Genomic DNA, 21,558 nt, shown 5'->3' with positions numbered 1-21,558 from the left:
ACGCTAAAACCCATTAAATATAGGCAGTTTGGAGGATTGATCCCGTGGAAAGTACCCTCGGTCTTGAGATTATTGAGGTTGTCGAACAGGCTGCGATCGCATCGTCCCGCTGGATGGGCAAGGGCGAGAAAAATATCGCTGACCAGGTCGCCGTAGAAGCCATGCGGGAACGCATGAACAAAATTCACATGCGCGGCCGCATTGTGATTGGCGAGGGTGAGCGGGACGATGCTCCGATGCTTTACATCGGGGAAGAGGTGGGCATTTGCACCCAGCCCAACGCCTCGGATTTCTGTAACCCCGACGAACTGCTGGAAATTGACATCGCCGTCGATCCCTGCGAAGGCACCAACCTGGTGGCCTACGGCCAAAATGGCTCCATGGCAGTGCTGGCGATCTCCGAGAAGGGGGGCCTGTTTGCGGCCCCTGACTTCTACATGAAGAAGCTCGCCGCCCCAGCCCAGGCCAAGGGTAAAGTTGACATCAATAAGTCAGCCACCGAAAACCTCAAGATTTTAGCCGAGTGCCTCGATCGCGGCATTGACGAACTGGTGGTCGTGGTCATGAAGCGCGATCGCCACAACGATCTGATCAAAGAAATTCGCGATGCCGGAGCCCGCGTCAAGCTGATTGGCGACGGGGACGTCGGGGCCGCTATCTCCTGCGCCTTTTCGGGCACCAACACCCACGCGCTGATGGGCATCGGTGCTGCTCCCGAAGGGGTGATCAGCGCCGCCGCCATGCGCTGTCTGGGGGGTCACTTCCAGGGCCAGCTGATCTACGATCCGGCGGTGGTCAAAACCGGCCTGATTGGCGAAAGCAAAGAGGCCAACATTGCCCGCCTCAACGAAATGGGCATTACCGATATAGATAAGGTCTACGACGCCCACGAGCTAGCCTCCGGCGAGACCGTGCTGTTTGCCGCTACCGGCATCACCTCTGGTGAGCTGATGGAAGGGGTGCGCTTCTTCCATGGCGGTGCCCGCACCCAGTCTTTGATTATCTCTAGCCAGTCAAAGACCGCCCGCTTTGTCGATACCATCCACATGGTCGATGCCCCCAAGTCTCTACAGTTGCGGTAGACAGGTCCAATTGCCCTGGGTTGTCTGAGCTGCTCCCCCTGGCCCTCTAATAGGGGGAGTGAAAAGACAGTCTCAGGCCGTATAGATCTGGGGAGATGAGTCAGCCCAAGTCGTGACTCACGGACTCGACCCCCCCCTCAGTTGAGGGGGTTTAATTCGTTAACCTAGAGATGCGGGATCCTCGCATCTCTTTTTTTTGGCCATGTTCACACTCCCGGTTCGCTCATTTCTAAGGTGGTTCGTCAGATACGGGCCCCAGCAGGGTGTAAATACTTACCGGGAAGTTGAGAGCCTTTAAGATCTGCTGCTGTAAAGGCGTCAGCTCCGTCAGATGGGCATAGGTCTGCCCTCGTGCATTCACCATGACTAGAGTAATGTCGCGAAAACTGGCCAACAGTAATTCGGCTGTCGGACGTGCCGTCGCCCGCTTGGGATTACCGATATATAGCCCTGAGAGGGTTTCTTGGTGACCAGCTAAGGCTTGACGCATCTGAAACTCCACCAGCGTTAACAGCCGCAACCCCATCGAGAGTAAGCGAATTAATCCCTTGATATGGTCTTCACGCTGTAAGTACATCGGGGAGAGGGAGAGGGGATGCCCTTTGAGTCGGCTAAAGCTGTGCTCCACCAGATATTCTTGGCGGTAGACCGTCACGGCTTGAGGCAACGATAATGCCGCTGCGGGATGATTGGTGACATAGACCCGCCAGCCCAAGGTTTGCATCTGCTGGTTGATGGCCTCAGTTTCTAGGGTGCCATTCACCTGGAATCGACGGTGCTCCACCATCCGAGCCGGGCGGTCCCGGTAGCGACGCACAGCGTGTTGCTCCACCTGTTGTGAGTAGGTGAGTTGAACGTAGGCCTTGACCCGGTAGCGGGTGAGAATCGCCTCGGCGGCTTGCGCTAAGGCGACCTCATCGGGAAAGGCTTTCTGGCCGCGCCCCGATTGGTTGAGCGCCGCTAAGGCCGTCTGGGCGTGCTCAAGTCGAGCTTGGAAGGCCTGCTGGGCGGATTGAGCATAAGCCAAGGAGTACACGACCAATTGCCGCTCTGACCACGTCCAGGTGTGTCCGTCCCATTCTCCTGTGCGGGTCTGGGTCTGCTCATAGCCTCGGGCAATCAGCGCGGTGTGACCGTCGGCATAGTCGTAGTGAATCTCCTGCAACTCAACGGCCCCTTGCTCCACTGGGTCTAGGTAGGCCTGCATCGCCTCCGCCTTGAGTTGAGTCCCACCGAGCGGACAGAGATAGTAATCGCCTGTGGCCTGGAGAAAGCAACGGGTCGCTAGACTGGCCATCTTGCTGTCACCCACGTAGAGCAACCCAGACTGACTGAGGGTCTGACGCACCTGCCCGATGGCCGGAATGTAGAGCGGGTCGTCGGCGCGCTGCCCGGAGACAATCTCGGTCGCTATCGGTAGCCCCAGCGGATCTAGCGTCGCCAGCATCAGCTTCAGTTGGGGCAGGTCGGGGCGATGGTCTTTGCTATGGCCATATTGGAACAGCCCTGACTCATTGACCGTCCAATCCCCGCTGACGCTGGTACTATCCAGACGCAGCCGTTTGGGGTGCAGGTCATACACCTGAATCTGACGCTGATTCAACGCCGGTTCAAACAACGCCCATTGGGCATCATCACTGAGATATCGCAACACGCTTTCTAGGCGGTCGTCACTCAGGTCAAGGGCGCGAACCGGTTGCTGCAAGCCCTGTTGCAAGGTTTCCTGATGTCGCTCTACCCAGGCCTGCACGGGGTTTAACCGGTGATCCGCTTGGGACAAAATGTGGCTCAGCCAAACTATCACCACATGGCCTAAGCTGAGCCCCTGCCAGTTCCCATGGGTCGGAAAGTAGTCGTCGAGCAGGGGTTGCACGTCCATCCGCTGCAGTTGGGCCAGCAACAGGGGAATATCGTCAACCCGTTCGGTGATAACGGTTAGGGGGGTATCCATAGCCCTAACCTATCCCAATTGGCTGACCTCATTTAAAAATGAGCGAACCGTGAGTTCACAGTTTTTGATGGACTTTTGTTGAGTTTCCTTGAGTCGGACCCTATTTATCTCTAAGTTCAAACATATTGGCAATTGTGTACGGTGTAACCCTTGGCCCTGGCTCACCCTAGCAACCCCATGGTGCTAGCGAGGGGGGATGCCGACACCCTAAATTAGGTGACTATAAACGCGTGGAGGAAGAATGAATATCGCCGTAATTGGCCTGAGCCATAGAACTGCCCCGGTGCAAATTCGCGAAAAACTTAGCATTCCGACGGCTCAGACAGGAGACGCGATCGCCCATCTCACCCATTGTCCCCACATCGATGAAGTCTCCATTCTCAGCACCTGTAACCGCCTCGAAATCCACATCGTCACCGAGGCCACCGAGCAGGGCATTCGAGAAGTGACTCAGTTTCTCTCTGAGCACAGCGGCCTGCCCCTGCACGAGCTGCGTCAGCACCTGTTTATTCTGCTGCACCAGGACGCCATTACCCACCTCATGCGCGTTGCCGCAGGCCTCGACAGCCTGGTGCTGGGGGAAGGCCAAATTCTGGCCCAGGTCAAACACGCCCACCAGCTGGCCCAGCAGCACAAGAGCATTGGCCGGGTGCTCGATCGCCTGCTCAAGCAGTCGCTCACCGCCGGTAAACGGGTGCGCAGCGAAACCAGCATTGGCACCGGAGCGGTTTCGATCAGCTCCGCCGCGGTGGAGCTGGCCCGCATGAAGGTGCCCCACCTAAATAGCTGCCACGTGAGCATTCTGGGCGCAGGCAAAATGGCCCGTCTGCTGGTGCAGCACCTGGTCTCTAAAGACTCCTGCACCATCACCATCCTCAACCGCACCGTCGATCGGGCCAACGAGCTGGCCAAGCAGTTCCCCGACGCCGACATTCGCACCGGCACCCTCGACACCATGCTGGAAACGGTGCAGGTCTCAGATGTGGTGTTCACCTGCACCTCCGCCACCGAGCCGCTGCTCCACCGCGAAAACCTGGTGGCGCTGGTGGATTCCAGCCGTTCCCTGATGCTGTTTGACATCGCGGTGCCCCTGAATGTGCACACCAACGCCAATGAACTGGATAACGTTTACGCCTTTAACGTGGACGACCTCAAGGCCGTAGTGGCCCAGAACCAGGCCAGCCGCCGCCGCATGGCCATGGAGGCCCAGGCTTTGCTCGACCAGGAGGTAGAAAGCTTTATGGACTGGTGGCGCTCCCTGGATACCGTCAGCACCATCAGCAGCCTGCGCAGCAAGGTTGAGACTATCCGCGAGCAGGAGCTAGAGAAGGCCCTTTCGCGCCTGGGCAGCGAGTTTGCCGAAAAGCACCAGGAGGTCATCGAAGCCCTCACCCGTGGCATCGTCAACAAAATTCTCCACGACCCCATGGTGCAGCTGCGCGCCCAGCGCGATATCGAAGCCCGCAAGCGGGCGATGCAAACCCTCCAAGTGCTGTTTGACCTGGAGACCGCCTCCAACGAGAAGTACAGCTAGGGTCTCAAACAGCTCGGTTTCTGGACTCATAAACCTCAACCAAGCCTAGAAGTGGGGTTTTGCCTGTGGGAAGACTCTATTTCTAAGCTTGGTTTGGCTAGAGTAAACAGCCACCGCAAAAGAATCCGGGTTGCTGGCCTGGGTCAGCCCAACTCCCCAGGTTCTTGGTATATTCTGGGAACTTTTGTGTGCAGTAGGATTAAAGGATAGACAGGTTATCCACCATGCCACAAGCTCTCAGCCCCAGCACTGACCAGCGAGTGACGTACTCCGATCGCAGCTGGGCACAGTTCAAGCTGATCCAGAAGGGGCTAGAAGACTGCCCAGGGGTGCGGCTGTTTTACTGCGACGGTACGGTTGAAGTTCTCATGCCAGGACGCGAGCACGAATTTTTTAAGTCGGTGATCGCGTTTTTGCTAGAGATTTTCTTCGTCGAGCAGGGCATAGAGTTTTACCCTACTGGGTCAATGGATCAGGAACGGGAGGGGGAGGCCTCTGCCCAGGCTGACGAGTCCTACTGCATGGGCGGCCCCAAAGCGATCCCCGATCTCTCGATTGAGGTGACGTTCACCAGTGGCACTACGGCTAAGCTAAGGCGGTATCAGATACTACGGGTGCCAGAAGTTTGGTTTTGGGAAGACGGACTGCTGAGCCTCTATCACCTCAGTCAAGGGGAATATCACCAGGTTAACCACAGCCAGATTCCTGAATTGTCTTGCCTCGATATCGACCTCCTCGCGCGCTGCGTGCTGATGGCTGAGACATCTCGATTAGATGCTGCCAGGACTTTCCGACAGGGGCTACGAGGGTAAGGGGTGTAAGATACAAAGCATCCTAAAAATTGAATTTAGCGATCATGACGACTCCTTTTCGCGTTGGGGTGGCAGGTCCGGTGGGCTCGGGCAAGACGGCCCTGGTGGATAGCCTGTGTAAGGCGTTGCGCGATCGCTACTCGATCGCGGTCGTCACCAACGACATCTACACCCAGGAGGACGCCCAGTTTTTGGTGCGCAGTCAGGCGCTCAGCCCCGATCGCATTGTCGGGGTCGAGACCGGCGGCTGCCCCCACACCGCCATTCGCGAAGACGCGTCGATGAACCTGGTGGCGATCGAAGACCTGGAGGCCCGTTTTCACCCGCTCGATCTAGTGTTTGTGGAGAGCGGCGGCGACAACCTGGCCAGCACCTTTAGCCCAGAACTGGTGGACCTGACTCTCTACGTTATCGACGTGGCCGCCGGAGACAAAATCCCCCGCAAGGGCGGGCCGGGGATCACCAAATCTGACTTTTTGGTGATCAACAAAACTGACCTGGCCCCGCTGGTGGGGGCCAGCCTGGAGGTGATGGAGCGAGATGCTCGTAAAATGCGGGGCGATCGCCCCTTTGGCTTCACCAATCTCAAAACAAAAGCTGGCCTGGCCGCCATCGTTGACTTTATTCAGCACCATGCAGCGCTAGGGCCTGCCGCTGTGCCCGTTCTGTAGGATATAGCGGGATCAATTCTCCATCGCTACGCCGATTGCTTGCTAGGGTCAAGATCATGCCTAGAACGTTGATTGGTACCGTAAAAGCCCTGTGGCGCTACCCCGTCAAATCGATGCTGGGGGAGAGTGTCCCAGAGCTGGAGCTGACCGATCGAGGGTTTTGGGGCGATCGCGCCTATGCCCTTTGGGATGAGCAGCATCAGAGGGTAGCCAGCGCTAAAAATCCCAAAAAGTGGGCCAGGCTGCTGAATTTTCAAGCCAGCCTAGTGGCCGAATCCTCACCCAAAACCGGCCCTTCCACCGTTGAAATTACCCTCCCAGACGGACGCCGCACCAGCAGCCTCAGTCCCGCTCTAAATGAGCTGCTCTCCAATGCCCTGGGGCGCCCTGTGCAGCTCATATCCTCCGCCAGGGAGGGCGCGAGCATTGAACACTACTGGCCGGAGGTCGCAGGCACCACCTACCAGGACACCGTGACGCACATTGTCATGCCGGAGGGCACCTTCTTTGATGCCTGCCATGTCCATGCCATCTCAACGGCGACCCTGGCCCAGCTGGCGGCCCTCAGCCCCACCAACAATTTCGATGCGCGCCGATTTCGCCCCAACATCGTAATTCAGCCCGCCGAAGGGAGCGCCGGGGGGTTCATCGACGAGGGCTGGGTAAATCAGACCCTACAGATTGGGGAGGCAGCTCAGCTCAGGGTATTCACCGGCTGTCCCCGCTGTGTGATGACGACCCTGCCCCAGTCTGAGCTGCCCGCCGATCTCGGCATTCTACGCACCACAGCGAAGCACAACCGCGTTATTGCAGGCATTCGAGCCACGGCTTTACGACCAGGCCGCATCCGCTGCAATGACCCTATCTGGGTAGAATCGGCCTAATTCTGAGAGGGCAATCGGCCCTGGGTCGGCAAAGCGATGCCGCCTCGGCGCTGGCCCCCGAGCCGGGTGTTTCGCCCCGGCCCCAGCTTCCCTAAACTTTGTTACAGCAAAGTTTAGAGATTTTGTATCTCACGCTACACTTGCTGCGAATCACTAACCCTAATATCCACTCTGACGGTCTACGTGAATTCTCGGTTAAGCCAATATTTCATTTTATCAATGAGTCAGGAGCGAGGTTGAATGGTAACTCGATTTAATCGGCGTAAGTTTTTGGTATACGGGTCTGCAACCCTGGGCACATCAATGCTGCTAAAGGCCTGCGGTGGCAGCAGCACGACCTCCGATAGCGGGTCTGCTGGCGACGACACCACCACAGCATCTGGCGATGGGGAGACCGTCAAAGTCGGCATTTTGCACTCCCTCAGCGGCACCATGGCCATCAGTGAAACTACTGTGGTAGACGCTGAGCAGCTGGCCATTAAAGAAATCAATGCGGCTGGTGGGGTGCTGGGCAAGCAAATTGAGGCCGTTGTAGAAGACGGCGCCTCTGACTGGCCCACCTTTGCCGAGAAAGCCGAGAAGCTAATCGACCAAGACAAGGTGTCGGTGGTATTTGGCTGCTGGACTTCGGCTAGCCGCAAGGCTGTACTGCCGGTGTTCGAGTCCAAAGACCACATGCTGTGGTATCCCTTGCAGTACGAAGGCCAAGAGTGCTCTAAGAATGTGTTTTACAGCGGGGCAACCCCCAACCAGCAGATCGAGCCTGCCGTAGACTGGTTGCTTGAGAACAAGAGCAAAGACTTCTTCCTGGTTGGCTCTGACTACGTGTTCCCCCGCACCGCCAACACCATCATCAAAGAACAGCTCAAGGCTAAGGGCGGCAACACCGTCGGTGAAGACTACCTGCCCCTGGGTAACACCGAGGTAACTCCCATCATTACCAAAATCAAGGCGGCCCTGCCGAGCGGGGGGGTCATCTTTAACAGCCTCAACGGCGACAGCAACGTGGCCTTCTTTAAGCAGCTCCAGGGCGCTGGCATGGGGCCAGACCAGTACCCGGTTATGTCGGTGAGCATTGCTGAAGAGGAAGTGCGCCAGATCGGTAGCGAGTTCCTCAAAGGGCACCTGGCCGCCTGGAACTACTTCATGACCGTAGAAAGCCCCGAGAACGAAAAGTGGGTAAGTGACTTCAAGGCTGAGTTTGGTGAGGATCGAGTCACCAACGACCCCATGGAGGCTGCCTATATCATGGTCTATCTGTGGAAGCAAGCGGTGGAAAAAGCTGGCAGCTTTGATATTCCTGCGGTACGGACAGCGACCTACGGTCAAGAACTAGCGGCACCTGAGGGCCCCGTGACGGTGAACACCAACCACCACCTGTCTAAGACGGTGCGCCTAGGTGAGGTCCGAGACGACGGTATGTTTGACATCATCTGGACATCGGAGGGGACCGTTGCCCCTCAGCCCTGGAACCAGTTTGTGCCCGACACCAAGGGCTTTGCCTGTGACTGGTCTGACCCTGCCAAGGGTGAGAAGTACAAGATCTAGGCGGAGGCTGTAGCCGCGATCGCGGCACTGTCAAACGATGGTTTGGCGGGGGTGCAGCAAGCTGTATCCCCGCTCCCTATAGGTAGGCTCCGTTCAAAGCCTAGAAAATATTCCTTTTTTTATTGATTGACGGCTGGTTTTTTATGGCTTGCTAAGAAGCCCAAGCTCACCGTTGGATCACCCCCTTTGGTTTTGCAATCTAGCGTTCCCTAAAGAGGAAGGCATAATTATTTTGACTTGGCTTACCCTCCGTCAGGAGTAGGTTGCTTTGGTTTAGCTATTCTGGCTTAAAGATGGCTTTGGCAAACCTTTAAACAGGGCAAAACTGTCAAGAATGAACATTTCTGACTCCGAGACTGCCTCTACTATTTTTAAAGGCTTTTGAGTCCGATAGCGATCGGGGTTCATTGACGTTTTTGCAGATTCTACATTGTTCTTAAATCGGTAAGCGCTGTGTTGGAAGGCTTAATTGGCGGCCTTTTTAATGGCATTAGCATTGGTGCGGTGCTGTTAATTGTGGCTCTGGGGTTGGCCATTGTATTTGGCTTGATGGGGGTCATTAACCTGGCCCATGGCGAACTGATGATGTTTGGGGCATACACCACTTTTGTGGTGCAAAATGCCGCTAAAAGCATAGGCGGCATTGCCCCCGAAATTTACATCTTTGTGGCTCTGCCCTTAGCGTTTTTAGTATCGGCACTGCTGGGGTTATTGCTGGAGCGAACGGTGATTCGCTATCTCTACGGCAGACCCCTGGAAACCCTGCTGGCAACCTGGGGGGTGAGCTTGATTTTGATTCAGTTCATTCGCAGCGTCAGCTGGCCGATGGTGATTGGACTGCTTATTTTTGCGGCTCTGTTTTTTATTGGGCGCTGGGTTCTGACCCGATACACCGACTGGGACCGCATCAGCCATTGGGCTAACCCTGTCTTTTTGGGATTGTCGGCGGCGATCGCGGCGGTGGCTGGTTTTTTGGTGCAGTCCTCGGGCAGCAGCAAGTTCATCCGCCCCTGGTTTGGCGCGCGCAATGTCGATGTCACCCCGCCGAGCTGGCTGCGGGGAGGGGTTTCGGTGGGCAGCTCGCTGCAGTTTCCCTACGCGCGGCTGTTTATTATCGTCCTCACCATACTTTGTCTGGTGGCGGTGTACTGGTTTCTCAACGGCACGGCCTGGGGTTTGCGAATTCGCTCGGTTACTCAAAACCGGGGCATGAGCGCCTGTTTGGGTATTCCCACCGGTCAGGTCGATGCCCTTACCTTTGCCCTGGGGTCTGGTCTGGCCGGTATCGCCGGGTTTGCCGTTACGCTGCTGGGTTCGGTGGGGCCAAACCTGGGGTCTAACTACATTGTCGATGCCTTCATGGTGGTGGTAGTGGGCGGGGTCGGTAAGCTGGTGGGCAGCATTGTGGCAGCCCTGGTGATTGGCATTACCACTTACCTGCTCGGCTCTGGAACCATGGCGCTGCTGTTTCCGCCCACGGATTTCTTTCAACCCGTTATCGCCTTCTTCAACTTTTTTGCCACGACCAGCATGGCTAAGGTAATGGTTTTTGCGTTAATTATTGCCTTCTTGCAGGTGCGGCCCGCTGGGCTGTTCCCGCCGAAGGGCCGTTCGGTGGAGCTATAGGGCTATGACTACAGACGTTGCAGTTCAACCACGCCGCGCCGCCAAGGCCAGCCAAAAGCGCAAGCTTACGATTGAGATTGTGGCGGTCGTTGCGATCGCCCTCTTCCTCGTCCTGGTTTTGCCGCTGCTGCTGTCGGGGTTTCGGCTTAACCTGGTGGGGCGCTTTTTGGCCCTGGCCATTGTTGCCCTGGGCATCGACCTGATTTGGGGCTTTACCGGCCTGCTCAGCCTGGGCCACGGCATCTTTTTTGCCCTCGGCGGCTATGCCTTTGCCATGTATCTGGAGCTCAATACCCTGGGCGAAGGGCAGCTGCCCGACTTCTTTGGCCTCTACGGGGTAACCGAGCTGCCCTGGTTTTGGCAGCCGTTTAACTCCTTTCCGTTTACCCTGCTGGCGATCTTCGTCATCCCGGCGATCGTGGCGGGGCTGCTGGGCTATCTGGTGTTTCGCAACCGCATTCGCGGCGTTTACTTCTCAATTTTGACCCAGGCCGCCCTGGTGGTGTTCTACAACTTCTTCAACGGTCAGCAAAAGCTGATCAACGGCACCAACGGCCTCAAGACCTCGACCTCAGTGTTTATGGGTCAAGAGGTGGGCAGCGACAGCATGCGGATGGTCTTTTACATCACTACGGTGGTGGCCCTGGTGGCCATGTACGCTCTCTGCCGCTGGCTCACCAGCGGGCGCTTTGGCCGCATGCTGGTCGCCATTCGCGACGACGAAAACCGGGTGCGCTTTTCAGGCTACGACCCAACGGCCTTTAAGGTGCTGGTGTTTGCCGTCTCAGGGGCGATCGCGGGTATTGCCGGCGCGCTCTACACGGTGCAGTCGGGGATTATTTCGCCCCAGTTCATGGATATCGCCTTCTCCATTGAGATGGTGATCTGGGTGGCCGTGGGCGGGCGGGCCACACTGGTTGGGGCCATGCTGGGTGCGGTGTTGGTCAACATGGCCCGCAGTCTTCTCAGCGAGCGCTTTCCCGACGTTTGGCTGTTCTTTCAGGGGGCCTTGTTTTTGATTGTGGTTACCACGCTACCCGACGGCATCATTGGCTGGGGTCGCCGCAGTTTCGGCGCTGCGGTCAGCAAAGCGCTGGGTCTTGCCCCTACCGATCTGCCCTACCTGGACGATACCCCAGAGGCAGAAGCCATTACCGAAACCCCCGAATTTGCAGAGAAGTAGACGCCGGAACCCGAAGGAGACCTGACCCCCGTGAGCACCAAAGTCCTCGATATTCAAGACGTTACCGTTAGCTTTGATGGCTTTAAGGCGATCAATAACCTCAACTTCAGCATGGATGAGGGCGAGCTGCGGGTGATCATTGGCCCCAACGGCGCGGGCAAAACCACCTTTTTAGACGTCATTACCGGCAAAACCAAGCCCACCGAGGGCGTCGCTTACTTTAAAGGTCAAGACCTGCGCAAGTACAAAGAGCACGAGATCGCCCGTCTGGGCATAGGCCGCAAGTTCCAGACCCCACGGGTGTACCTCAACCTCACCCCCCGCGAAAACCTGGAGCTTTCCTGCAACCGCGAGAAAAACATCTTTGCCACCCTGTTTAAAAAGACGCCCACCGCCGAGAAGCGCACCGTCGGCGGGCTGCTCGAAACCATCGGCCTGGACCACAAAGCCGATGTGCCTGCGGCGCTGCTTTCCCACGGCGAAAAGCAGTGGCTTGAAATCGGCATGCTGGTGGCCCAGTCGCCCGATCTGCTGCTGGTCGATGAACCCGTAGCTGGCCTCACCGATGAAGAAACCGAGCAAACCGGCAAGCTGCTGATGTCGCTGGCCGAAAGCCACTCCATTGTGGTGATTGAGCACGACATGGAGTTTGTGCGCCAGATTGCCCGCCAGGTCACCGTGCTGCACCAGGGCAGCGTGCTGTTTGAAGGCACCATGGACCAGGTGCAAAATGATCCCAAAGTCATTGAGGTCTACCTGGGCAAAGAGACCACCCTCACCCCCGAGCAAATGCTGCTGCTGCGCATTGCCGCCACCATGGCCTGGGCCGACGATAACTTTGCCGATGTGCAGCAGCAGGTCATTCTCGATCGCCTCAGCCGCAAGTTTGCCCACAGCCCAGAGGACCAGGCCAGCCTGCGGGACGATCTCACCAATCTGCTAGCCAAAGAAATTCCGCTAGAGGAGCTGGTGCCCCAACTCACCACCCAGTCCCAGCGCGAAGAAGCCCTGATGCTCAGCTACGAGGTAATCAGCTCCAACCAGATCAACCAGAGCGAAGCGGTGGTCTACCAAAAGTTGCTCGGCATGCTGGGCCTGCCGCCCGAGACCGTCAGCCGCCTGGAAGCCGCCGCATTGGAAGAATTGGCCGCGCGCGGGTAGGGGGCAAGGAGTGATGGGGTGATGGAGTGATGCTTTGTTGAGCCATTCCGTCTTCCCCACCTCCCCCCCTACTCCCCCACCCCCTACATCACCCATCCACCCCATCGCCCATCCACTCCTTGCCCCATGACCACCACCCTCCCCTCCCCCGCCCTGCAAGATCCCATGACCGCCCCCATGGTCGAAATCTCGGGGCTCAACTTCTACTACGGTGAAAGCCATATCCTGCGGGATGTGAGCATGACCATTCCCAAGGGCCAGATGGTGTGCCTGATTGGCCGCAACGGCGTAGGCAAGACCACCATGCTCAAAAACATCATGGGCGTGTTGCGACCTCGCACCGGAGAGATTCGCTTTGAGGGGCAGGTGGTGAACAACCTGCCGCCCGATCGCCGCGCTCGCCTGGGCATTGGCTATGTGCCCCAGGGCCGGGAGGTGATTCCCCGGCTGACGGTAAGGGAAAACCTAATTATTGGTCAGGAAGCTTTGGGCAGCCGGGGCAAAGCCGTCAAGGAGGTGCCCGAAGAGATTTACGAGCTGTTCCCGGTGCTCAAGACCATGCTCGATCGCATGGGGGGCGACCTCAGCGGGGGGCAGCAGCAGCAGCTGGCGATCGCCCGCGCCATTATGGGCCAGCCCAAGCTGCTCGTGCTCGATGAGCCCACCGAAGGCATTCAGCCCTCGATTATTCTGGACATCGAGGCGGCGGTGAAAAAAATCATTAAAACCACGGGCATTTCAGTCCTGCTGGTAGAGCAGCATTTGCACTTCGTGCGTCAGGCCGACTACTACTACGCCATGCAGCGGGGGGGAATTGTGGCCAACGGCCCCACCAGCGAACTCACCAACGACATCATCCAGGAGTTTCTGGCGGTGTAGTCGCGGTGGGGCATCGCGGTATCTCACCCTGGGGGAAGACAGTAGAGGATGAGACGACCCAGCGTATTTGCCGTGGGTTTGCGCGCGGGTGTGACTGATTTGGGGCATGAATTTGGGCCTGGGCGGCGGCGATCGGGCGGAGATAGCATTTCCCTCTCGTCAGTCACACAGTTGTCACATTTGGGCTTTATCGTCGGTACTGACTGAGTTTTTGACCTAGTGCCTAAAAGCTATAGAAAGTCGGCCCCGATGCAAAATTACTATCCCTGGAATACTGAGGCTCTACTAGAGTGGCTTAAGCAAGAGCTAAATAACCCTGAAAACCAGGGTGCAGAAACTACGCTGCAAGTACCGCGACATGTGATTAGAGCCTGGCTTACCGAACCTTCGCCGACCATTACGCTGGCCCATATCCGCGCGATCGCCCAGCACAGGGGCTGGAATTTAAACCAAATCATTGACTGGCTTCAGCTTCAGCCGGCCCACGTGCAGGACCTGATCAATCAAGACATCGCTGAGGCGAGCTAGCGGTTGGGCGGCTCGCCTCAGCGCCTCTGCCCAGCTACAATTCCTACCCCAGAGGCGATCGCCCCGCCCCCCAGATGCAGGCCTGTACCCACGGAGTTATTGCCCTCCGACGGTGTGAATTTTGAGGAAGTTGGTGCCCTTGGGGGTATTGGCGGGCACGCCGCCCATCACCAGCAGTTTGTCGCCGGGGGCGATCAGGTGGCGCGATCGCAGGCTGTTCTCCGCAGCGGTCACCATCGCCTCGAAACTGTCCGGAAAGCCCTCCAGCAAGATCGGCTTGACGCCCCAGATCAGGTTCATCCAGTGATAGACCGAGGCAATCGGCGTACAGGCGACCACCATGGCGTTGGGCCGCTCACCGGAGGCAATGGTGGCGGTGTAGCCGGTTTCGGTAAAGCAGACGATGTACTTGAGGTCGAGGGTCTGGTCGATGGCGTTGAGCGCTTCGCTGAGGGCGTGGGTTTCGTCACTAAGGGCGGCGGGTTGATTAATCACCTGTAGATCTTGCTCCACATCGGTGGCGATGCGGGCCAGCATTGTCACCGCTCGCACCGGAAAAGCCCCCACCGCCGACTCCCCCGACAGCATCACCGCATCGGTGCCGTCGAGAATGGCGTTGGCCACATCGCTGGCCTCGGCCCGAGTGGGTCGCGGATTTTGAATCATGCTCTCCAGCATCTGAGTGGCGGTAATCACCGGAATGCAGCGGCTGTTGCACTCCCGAATGATGTGCTTTTGCAGCATGGGCACCTTTTCGGCCCGCATTTCAACCCCCAGGTCGCCCCGAGCCACCATCACGGCATCGACGACATCTAGAATGTCTGCCAGGTTTTGGATCGCCTGGGGTTTTTCAATTTTGGCCAGCACGGGAGTATGGCTGGCTCCCAGCTCCGCCAGCAGGTCCTTCAGGGTGAGAATGTCCTGGGCCTGGCGCACGAAACTCAGCGAGACAATATCGACCCCCTGGGAAACGCCAAACGCCACGTCTTGCCTGTCTTTTTCGGTCAGGGAGGGCAGGCGCAGGTTGAGCTCAGGCAGGTTGACCCCCTTGCGGCTTTTGAGCAGCCCCCCCTGGACTACGCGGCAGATCACCTTAGCATCGCCGACGGCTTCTACCTGGAGTTCCAGCAGCCCGTCGTCGAGCAAAATCTGCATGCCCGGCTGGGCCTCTTCGGCCAGGTAGGGGTAGTCAATGCCGATGCCGCCGGGGACAGCCGCGACCTGATCGAGGGGCACCAGCGCTACGGTGGTGCCGTCGGTTAGCTCTATGGGGCCGTTGGGCAGCGGGCCGACGCGAATTTTTGGCCCCTGGAGATCTTGCAGCAGGGTGATCGGGGCGTCGTGCTCCTGGGCGACTTCGCGCAGCAGGGCGATCGTGCGGGCGTGGTCATCGTAGCTGCCGTGGGAAAAGTTGAGGCGGGCTACGTTCATGCCCGCTTCGACCATCTGCTTGAGGATGGCTTTGGAACGGCTAGCAGGGCCAATGGTAGCCACAATCTTGGTGCGCCGGGCGAGGGGTTCTAGAGAAGGTGCCATGGCAATAGCCCAGGGAGCGGAGGTCGCCTTCAGTATAGGCACAGTTGTTTTGGATCCCGTGTAGCCTTGGATTCATTCTGGCCGGGGCCAGCTCACCAATAGCTGCTCGGCCTCGGGGGCGGGCAGCGGTTTAGAGAACCAGTAGCCCTGGGCGTAGGGGCAGCCCAGCTGGCGCAGCCGTTCGAGCTGGGCCTGGGTTTCGACCCCTTCGGCGATCGCCGCCATACCCAAACTCCGGGCCAGGGCCAAAATGGCCTGCACCATGGCCACCCCGCGCGGGTCGGCCCCCATAGACTGAATAAAAGATCGGTCGATCTTGAGAATCTGCATCGGGAACTGGTGCACCATGCTCAGCGAGGAGTAACCGGTGCCAAAGTCGTCGATGCCCAGCTGAATGCCGCGATCGCGCAGGGCGGTCAGAATCCGCTCGGCGGTTTGGGGATTTTCGATCAGGGCGCTTTCGGTAATTTCGAGGCGCAGGGAGTCGCTGGTGAGACGGCTGGCGGCCAGGGCTTCGTCAATGGTGTCGATCAGGCGGGGGCTGGCAAACTGCTTCACCGACAGGTTGACGCTAATCACTAAGTCTTGGTCGGCGGGCAGATGCTGTCGCCACTGCTGAAGCTGCTGACAGGCCAACCGCTGAGTCCATTCGCCGATGGCCAGAATCAGCCCGGTTTCTTCGGCCAGGGGAATGAAGGTGCTGGGCGGAATTAACCCCCAGCGGGGATGGTGCCAGCGCACCAGGGCCTCAAAGCCGATCAGCCGATGGTGGGCCAGCTCGACAATGGGCTGATAGTGCAGGGCCAGCTCCTGGCGATCGATGGCTCGCTGGAGGTCATTTTCGAGGGTGAGGCGGGTGGCCACCTGCTCGTACATGGCGGGGTCAAACAGGGCCGACTGCCCCCGACCGTTCTCCTTGGCCCGATACATGGCGGTATCGGCATCGCGCAAAAAGTCGACCGCCTCCACGGCTCCGGTCAGGTTGGAGGCAATGCCCACGCTGGCGCTGATAAAGATTTCCCTGCCTTCCAGCACCAGCGGCCTTTGCAGGACCTCGTGAATGCGATCGGCCACGCCCAGGGCATCGTCAATGGTGGTGATGGAGTTGAGCAAAATGGCAAATTCATCGCCTCCCAGGCGGGCTACCAGATCGACCTCGCGCACCACCGAACCGAGGCGGTGGGCGCACTCAATCAGCAGCTGGTCGCCCACCAGATGGCCGAGGCTGTCGTTGATCACCTTGAAGCGATCGAGATCGAGGAACAGCACCGCAAAGAGAATCGCCTTAGACGCCTTGGCGGCGGCCACCGCTCCGCTCAGCTGCTCCATGAAAAAGGCTCGGTTGGGCGATCCGGTCAGGGGGTCGTGCAGGGCTTCGTAGGCCAGGCGGTCTTCGATCAGCTTGCGATCGGTAATATCGGTAAGGGTGCCCACCAGGCTGGTTACCGCCCCCTGGGCGTTGCGCTGGGGCTGCCCCAGCAGCTGCACAAATCGACGGCGACCGTCGGGGTGCAGAATGGCACCCTCAAGATTGATCGGCTGGCCAGTGTGGCTGGCGGCGGCTAACTGCTGCTGCCACAGGGGGCGATCGCCGGGTTCGAGGGCAGCTAGCTGTTCCTCCAGCGACAGAGGCACAGGCCGGGGGCTGAGGCCATAGATGCGAAACATCTCCTCCGACCAGAGCAGTCGCTGGCTGGGCAGGTGCAGCTCCCAGCTGCCGGTGTGGGCAATGCGCTGGGCCTCTTTGAGGCGGCTCTCGGCCCGCTGGCGCTGGCGCAGCTCGCGCTGGGCCTGGGCCAGGGTTTGGGCCTGCTGCACGGCGATCGCCAGCTGATCGGCCACGGTTTGCACCAGCTCAATGTCGGCGGTTTTCCACGGCTCAGGGTCGGGCGCCTGGCGGTGAATACCCAGCCGACCCCAGGGCCGGGGATAGCTGAGGTAGAGCGGGGCCAGCAGCCAGCCACCGGGCAGGGCGTCGAGCAGTTCGTGGGGAGCAACGGCCGCGTTGAGCTGCACCAGGTCGGTCTGGGGCGAGCCCCTCTCCGGGTCGGCAATGGTGCGATAGAGCAGGCTGGGCAGCGCCGGGTTGGCCCGGTGCTCGGCGACCACTCGCCAGCGCTCATCGGCGGGCAGGTACATCTGAATATCGACGTGGTCAGCCTGAAGCAGGTGAGCAATTTCGCGGGCGGCGGTGTCAAAAATGCTGTCGAGTTCGAGCGACTGACGAATGACTTGAATGACCCGATTTAGGGCCTGTTCGCGGCGAATTTGGTGTTCGATCTGCTCGTAGGCTCGCCTGCGGCTGGTGACATCTTGAAAGTACACCGCCAGCCCCTCCTGGGTCGGGTACACATGGAACTCGCACCAGCTGTCGGAGTGGGCCATGTATTCCTCAAAGGTGAGGCTGACCCGCTCTACCATGGCCCGGCGCAGCGCTTTAGACATCTGGGTACCCAGCACCTCAGGAAACTCGTACCACAGATTTTGGCCCAGCACGCCGTGGCGCGATCGCTGCAAAAACTGCTCGGCCCGCTGGTTGAGGTAGATAAATTGCCAGTTTTGATCGAGGGCAAAAAAGGCTTCGGTGATGCTCTCTAGAATGTTGTTGATGCGCTGGTGGGAGCTTTGTAAGGCCCGCTCAGCCACCTGGCGCTCGACCTCTTCCTGCTTGCGATCGCTAATGTCTTGGGACACTCCAATGCTAAACAGCGGCTGACCGTCGCCATCGCGCACCAGACACACCGTCAGCGCTACCCAGACCACCCCGCCGCTCTTCTGGCAGTAGCGCTTCTCAATGGTAAAGGAACTGAGTTCACCGGCTAGCAGGCGATGGTAGTACTGCAAGTCGAGGGCCAAATCGTCGGGATGGGTGAAGTCAGCAAAGTTTTTGGCCAGCATTTCGTCGCGGCTAAAGCCCAGCATGCGGCAGATGCCGGGGTTGGCATCCACCAGCTTGCCGGTTAGGTCAGCCTGGCAGATACCCACGTTGATTTGCTCAAAAATCGCCCTGAATCGGGCTTCGGCGGCGCGCAGGGTGGCCAGTATGGCTTTGCGCTCGGTAATGTCTTTGCCAACGGAGAGCAGGCAGGTCTGATCGTTGAGCTGGGTCAGCTCCGAGGATACCAGCAGGGTGTGGGGCTGACCGTCGGCCAGGCGCGAGTCGATCTCAATATTTTTGATGCTGCCGCGATCGCGGATCTGTCGGCGCAGATGGGCAAACTGCCGCCGATCGTGCACCAGGCCCAGATCGGCCGGGCGGCGGCCCACAATATCGATAATCGAACGCCCCAGCCAGCGGGCATAGCTGGCGTTCACCAGCAAATGGCGGCCATCGGGAAAGGTGGTCACCGCCATCGGGTCAGGGCTGTGGTGAAACAGGCTGGCAAAGGCGCTCTGGGTCTGGCGCAGGCACGACTGCATAGTGTGCTGCTCGCAGGCCAGCGACAGACTCATGGAGGCGGCGCGCAGCAACCTGACGGCGGTTGACGACCAGGCAGCCCGTCGCTCAGCGCGATCGCCGCCGGGGTGGTCGGGGGCGCGGCTAAACACCAAAAAACCAAAATATTGACCGTGGCAGCGCAGGGGCAGTATCAGCACGGTGTCGCCCCCCAGGGTGCGTAGCAGCGGCTGTTCCGCTGCCGGAAAGCTGCCGATCGCTCCGATCAGCAGCCCGCCCCGAGCGAGCATCTCGTGCCACCGCTGCAGCTGGCCCATGGGCAGATTTTGCAGGCTACCCTGATCCAGCTTGACGGCCCCGGCCGATTGCCAAGCCGCCCGCAGGCTGGTGAGGGTTTTGCCGTCGCTGCCAAGGTGGGTCTCAAACAAAGCCGCCCCGATCGCCTGGCTGGCTGTGCCCAGCAGCTTCAGGCAGCGGCCCAGCACCCGCAGCCGATTTTCCCCCTCCAGCCCCAGCAGCTGGTAGTGAATATTGGTCAGAACCGTCAGGCCGCGATCGGGGGTCAGGCCGCGATCGCGGGTCAGGTGCCGAGGATGGGTATCGGGTTCGTCGAGGGCTGGCTCCTCCAGCCGGTGGGCAGGACGGTCGGCCATCGCCCGCTCAAGTCGCTGGCGCGGTACTAGCCCGCAGATTTGGCCCTGTTCATCCACCACCAGCAGGTAGTGGCAATGGGCGGCCTGCAATGCCTGAAACGCTGTGGCAAGGCCATTTTCAGGGCGAAGAATAGGGCCGGGGGGCAGTCGGCCTGAGCCAATGGGAGCGGTGGGGTCGATCCCAGCGGCCACGCCATCGAGCACCTCCTGCTCAGTAAACAGCCCCGCAATGGTGCTCCCTTCGGCTACCACCACACAGTTCAGCGCCTGCGCCTGCATCACCTGTACCGCCTCCCGAATCGAGGTCTGGGGGGTGAGCACGGCGGGCAGCGCGTCGACCAAATCGCCCACGCAGGAGGCGCTGAGGTCGCCGGAGGCAAAGAACTGGGAAGCAGCGGGGGCTGAGGATTCGTTGCGGCCGCTGGCGACGGAAAAATCTGAATTTGAGAGAGCGGCCATGGCCGACACACCCCAGGCGGTAAGGTACAGCGTTGGCCCGATCGCTTCCCCAGGCCCGATCGCTCCCCCTAGAGTAGACAGAACGAAGACAGCGGTTGGGGCTATGGGCGGGGCAAAGGTTCCAGAGTTTAAGCCCCTGAGCGGCCAATTCCTGGAAGCCGGTGCCCTGGGCTAAAAAATAGTCACCCTAGAATACCCGATTCCCCCCAGGAAGCCACAGCGCCAGCGGCGCACCGAGCTAAAAGGCTCAGGGCGCTAACTTTGGGCTTCAACCTCTTGGGGCTGAAGCCTCCACCAGATCGGCCTGGACCTCCTGGCGCAGGCGAGCCAGGGTCATCGAGGCATCAGTTTCTTGGAGAATCGCCGCCAGGGTAGCGCTGACCCCCTCTGGCCCCCAGGTGCAGCCCTGCTCCAGATAAGTTTTAGCAGCCTGCCCCACCGCGTAAGACCCGTAGCCCGCCGCACTGGCTTGGGCCGTCATCGCCCCGGCTAGGGCGGCGACGCCCGAGGGGCTGTCTACCAGGGTGACCAGGGCCGCGGTGGTTTTGCCCGCTCCCAGCAGGCCGCTGCCCACCTCGCTGAGCAGCAGGGTGCCCGAGCTTTTGAGAATGGCCCGCCACAGCCGCCCGGCCTCGTGGCCCGTAATTGGAAAGCCATAGAGCCGCGCCAGGGTGCGAATCATCACCAGATCAATGAGGACCCCGCCCAGCAGGTCGAGGCCCGCGATCGGGTTGAGGGCCACGGCGGCGGCCTTGTACTTGGCAAACTGCCAGATGGTTTCGTCAGCGCGATCGCCGTGCAGCCGACTGACATGGCCCACCATTTCGCCCTCAATACTGCGGGCGTTGCGCAGGGCGTTGAGGGCCACCAGGGCCGCTCCATCCTGGGCCACAATGGCCAGCAGCGCCCGCCGCAGGGGCTCAATCTGGGGAGGCTGAGCCTCCCACTCCTCGCTGGTGCGACCGTCGGGCCATTCGACCCGCACCCTGATCGCAGCCGGACTAGCGGCCACCGTTACCACCTCATCCACAGCCAGCGGAGGACTGGGGTTGCCCTGGCCCAGCTCTGCCCGGAGGCGATGCAGGGTTTCGTACACCGCCTGGCGATCGACCTCGGGGTAGAGATCGATTTTGTTAAACACCAGCAGCAGCGGCTTCTGGTTCCGCTGCAGGCCCAGCAGCGCCTCGTACTCTAGCTGGGTAATGTCTCCCGATACGACAAACAAAATTAAATCGGCCTGGGTTGCCACGGTCTGGGCCATATCGGCCCGCAGGTCACCGCCCACCTCATCCAGGCCGGGGGTATCGATGAGCTCGATTTGCCAGGGCAGATCGCCCTTGACCTCGGGCTGCCAGTACACCGACCGGGGCCAGCGGGTCACGCCGTGGAGAGGCCCGGTTTCGAGCATGTTTTCCCCCACCAGGGCGTTGATCACCGCTGATTTGCCCCGGCTCACCAGGCCAAACACAGCCACCCGCAGGCAGCGGGACTCCAGCTTGGCGGTCAGGCTCTGGAGCTGCCCCAGCCCGGTTTTAACCGCCGTCTGATGGTGGGCCGCCGCCGGACTGGGGCTGCCCTGGAGCGCGGTGGAATAGCGGGAAACCGCCTGGCTCAGGGTTTGGCGGGCGCGGTGAAGGAGGGGGGAGGGCATGGA

General features: G+C 59.6%; 16 protein-coding genes. 12 read left to right on the top strand and 4 right to left on the bottom strand.

The genetic code is table 11. The annotated features are described in order from the left end of the window. Window positions 1-44: 44 nt before the first annotated feature. Window positions 45-1,082: a class II fructose-bisphosphatase gene (gene glpX, locus LEPTO7104_RS0122800; protein ID WP_017300905.1), complete on the top strand. Its 1,038-nt coding sequence runs from the start codon at window positions 45-47 to the stop codon at window positions 1,080-1,082. Between the two features lie 229 nt (window positions 1,083-1,311). On the opposite strand, the gene LEPTO7104_RS0122795 is transcribed toward glpX, so the two are convergent. Continuing rightward, on the bottom strand, window positions 1,312-3,033 hold the full coding sequence (locus LEPTO7104_RS0122795; RefSeq protein ID WP_017297181.1) for an IS1634 family transposase: 1,722 nt from the start codon (window positions 3,031-3,033) through the stop codon (window positions 1,312-1,314). Window positions 3,034-3,274: 241 nt separating this feature from the next. Between LEPTO7104_RS0122795 and LEPTO7104_RS0122790 the strand changes: the two genes are divergently transcribed. From LEPTO7104_RS0122790 to LEPTO7104_RS0122745, 10 genes are all read left to right on the top strand, one after another. Then, window positions 3,275-4,567, top strand: a complete 1,293-nt coding sequence (locus LEPTO7104_RS0122790; RefSeq protein ID WP_017300904.1) for a glutamyl-tRNA reductase — start codon at window positions 3,275-3,277, stop codon at window positions 4,565-4,567. Between the two features lie 224 nt (window positions 4,568-4,791). After that, window positions 4,792-5,379, top strand: a complete 588-nt coding sequence (locus LEPTO7104_RS0122785) for a Uma2 family endonuclease (protein WP_017300903.1) — start codon at window positions 4,792-4,794, stop codon at window positions 5,377-5,379. 41 nt (window positions 5,380-5,420) lie between these two features. Continuing rightward, entirely contained in the window at window positions 5,421-6,050 is a 630-nt protein-coding gene (ureG, locus tag LEPTO7104_RS0122780; protein ID WP_196358185.1) for an urease accessory protein UreG, read from the top strand. Between the two features lie 56 nt (window positions 6,051-6,106). Further along, entirely contained in the window at window positions 6,107-6,934 is an 828-nt protein-coding gene (locus LEPTO7104_RS0122775) for an MOSC domain-containing protein (RefSeq protein ID WP_040695606.1), read from the top strand. Between the two features lie 240 nt (window positions 6,935-7,174). Further along, the gene (gene urtA / locus LEPTO7104_RS0122770; RefSeq protein ID WP_026072994.1) at window positions 7,175-8,482 is read left to right on the top strand and encodes an urea ABC transporter substrate-binding protein; all 1,308 of its coding nucleotides are present in this window, start codon (window positions 7,175-7,177) and stop codon (window positions 8,480-8,482) included. Window positions 8,483-8,935: 453 nt separating this feature from the next. Further along, window positions 8,936-10,108 (top strand): urea ABC transporter permease subunit UrtB, encoded by a 1,173-nt coding sequence (urtB, locus tag LEPTO7104_RS0122765; RefSeq protein ID WP_017300899.1) that lies wholly within the window; start codon window positions 8,936-8,938, stop codon window positions 10,106-10,108. Window positions 10,109-10,112: 4 nt separating this feature from the next. Further along, window positions 10,113-11,291, top strand: a complete 1,179-nt coding sequence (gene urtC, locus LEPTO7104_RS0122760) for an urea ABC transporter permease subunit UrtC (RefSeq protein WP_017300898.1) — start codon at window positions 10,113-10,115, stop codon at window positions 11,289-11,291. A gap of 30 nt (window positions 11,292-11,321) precedes the next feature. Further along, window positions 11,322-12,452, top strand: coding sequence for an urea ABC transporter ATP-binding protein UrtD (gene urtD, locus LEPTO7104_RS0122755; protein WP_017300897.1), 1,131 nt, complete (start codon window positions 11,322-11,324; stop codon window positions 12,450-12,452). Window positions 12,453-12,578: 126 nt separating this feature from the next. Then, complete coding sequence (urtE, locus tag LEPTO7104_RS0122750; RefSeq protein ID WP_017300896.1) at window positions 12,579-13,331, top strand: urea ABC transporter ATP-binding subunit UrtE; 753 nt, start codon at window positions 12,579-12,581, stop codon at window positions 13,329-13,331. A gap of 249 nt (window positions 13,332-13,580) precedes the next feature. Continuing rightward, window positions 13,581-13,859: a hypothetical protein gene (locus tag LEPTO7104_RS0122745; protein WP_017300895.1), complete on the top strand. Its 279-nt coding sequence runs from the start codon at window positions 13,581-13,583 to the stop codon at window positions 13,857-13,859. A gap of 96 nt (window positions 13,860-13,955) precedes the next feature. Here the strand turns inward: LEPTO7104_RS0122745 and pyk are convergent, their stop codons facing one another. Both pyk and LEPTO7104_RS37275 read right to left on the bottom strand, forming a co-directional pair. Then, a complete protein-coding gene (gene pyk, locus LEPTO7104_RS0122740) occupies window positions 13,956-15,395 on the bottom strand; it encodes a pyruvate kinase (RefSeq protein ID WP_017300894.1) in 1,440 nt (479 codons plus the stop codon). A gap of 72 nt (window positions 15,396-15,467) precedes the next feature. Then, window positions 15,468-19,904 (bottom strand): EAL domain-containing protein, encoded by a 4,437-nt coding sequence (locus LEPTO7104_RS37275; RefSeq protein WP_017300893.1) that lies wholly within the window; start codon window positions 19,902-19,904, stop codon window positions 15,468-15,470. Between LEPTO7104_RS37275 and LEPTO7104_RS40355 the strand changes: the two genes are divergently transcribed. Then, window positions 19,903-20,079, top strand: coding sequence for a hypothetical protein (locus LEPTO7104_RS40355; RefSeq protein WP_017300892.1), 177 nt, complete (start codon window positions 19,903-19,905; stop codon window positions 20,077-20,079). The genes LEPTO7104_RS37275 and LEPTO7104_RS40355 overlap by 2 nt on opposite strands. A 93-nt stretch (window positions 20,080-20,172) precedes the next feature. Here LEPTO7104_RS40355 and LEPTO7104_RS0122725 read toward each other — a convergent pair whose 3' ends face one another. Beyond that, the gene (locus LEPTO7104_RS0122725; RefSeq protein WP_017300891.1) at window positions 20,173-21,555 is read right to left on the bottom strand and encodes a GTP-binding protein; all 1,383 of its coding nucleotides are present in this window, start codon (window positions 21,553-21,555) and stop codon (window positions 20,173-20,175) included. Between the last annotated feature and the right edge of the window lie 3 nt (window positions 21,556-21,558).

The organism is Nodosilinea nodulosa PCC 7104, from assembly GCF_000309385.1.
Taxonomy (GTDB): domain Bacteria; phylum Cyanobacteriota; class Cyanobacteriia; order Phormidesmidales; family Phormidesmidaceae; genus Nodosilinea; species Nodosilinea nodulosa.
This window is presented reverse-complemented; position numbering and strand designations above follow the sequence as displayed.

Excerpts from the sequence above, each read along its gene's own strand:
- LEPTO7104_RS40355 (WP_017300892.1), top strand. The coding sequence starts at position 19,903 with ATGGCCGACACACCCCAGGCGGTAAGGTACAGCGTTGGCCCGATCGCT.
- LEPTO7104_RS0122795 (WP_017297181.1), bottom strand. The coding sequence starts at position 3,033 with ATGGATACCCCCCTAACCGTTATCACCGAACGGGTTGACGATATTCCC.
- urtA (WP_026072994.1), top strand. The coding sequence starts at position 7,175 with ATGGTAACTCGATTTAATCGGCGTAAGTTTTTGGTATACGGGTCTGCA.
- LEPTO7104_RS0122790 (WP_017300904.1), top strand. The coding sequence starts at position 3,275 with ATGAATATCGCCGTAATTGGCCTGAGCCATAGAACTGCCCCGGTGCAA.
- pyk (WP_017300894.1), bottom strand. The coding sequence starts at position 15,395 with ATGGCACCTTCTCTAGAACCCCTCGCCCGGCGCACCAAGATTGTGGCT.
- LEPTO7104_RS0122775 (WP_040695606.1), top strand. The coding sequence starts at position 6,107 with ATGCCTAGAACGTTGATTGGTACCGTAAAAGCCCTGTGGCGCTACCCC.
- urtE (WP_017300896.1), top strand. The coding sequence starts at position 12,579 with ATGACCACCACCCTCCCCTCCCCCGCCCTGCAAGATCCCATGACCGCC.
- LEPTO7104_RS0122785 (WP_017300903.1), top strand. The coding sequence starts at position 4,792 with ATGCCACAAGCTCTCAGCCCCAGCACTGACCAGCGAGTGACGTACTCC.
- LEPTO7104_RS0122725 (WP_017300891.1), bottom strand. The coding sequence starts at position 21,555 with ATGCCCTCCCCCCTCCTTCACCGCGCCCGCCAAACCCTGAGCCAGGCG.
- LEPTO7104_RS0122745 (WP_017300895.1), top strand. The coding sequence starts at position 13,581 with ATGCAAAATTACTATCCCTGGAATACTGAGGCTCTACTAGAGTGGCTT.
- urtC (WP_017300898.1), top strand. The coding sequence starts at position 10,113 with ATGACTACAGACGTTGCAGTTCAACCACGCCGCGCCGCCAAGGCCAGC.
- LEPTO7104_RS37275 (WP_017300893.1), bottom strand. The coding sequence starts at position 19,904 with ATGGCCGCTCTCTCAAATTCAGATTTTTCCGTCGCCAGCGGCCGCAAC.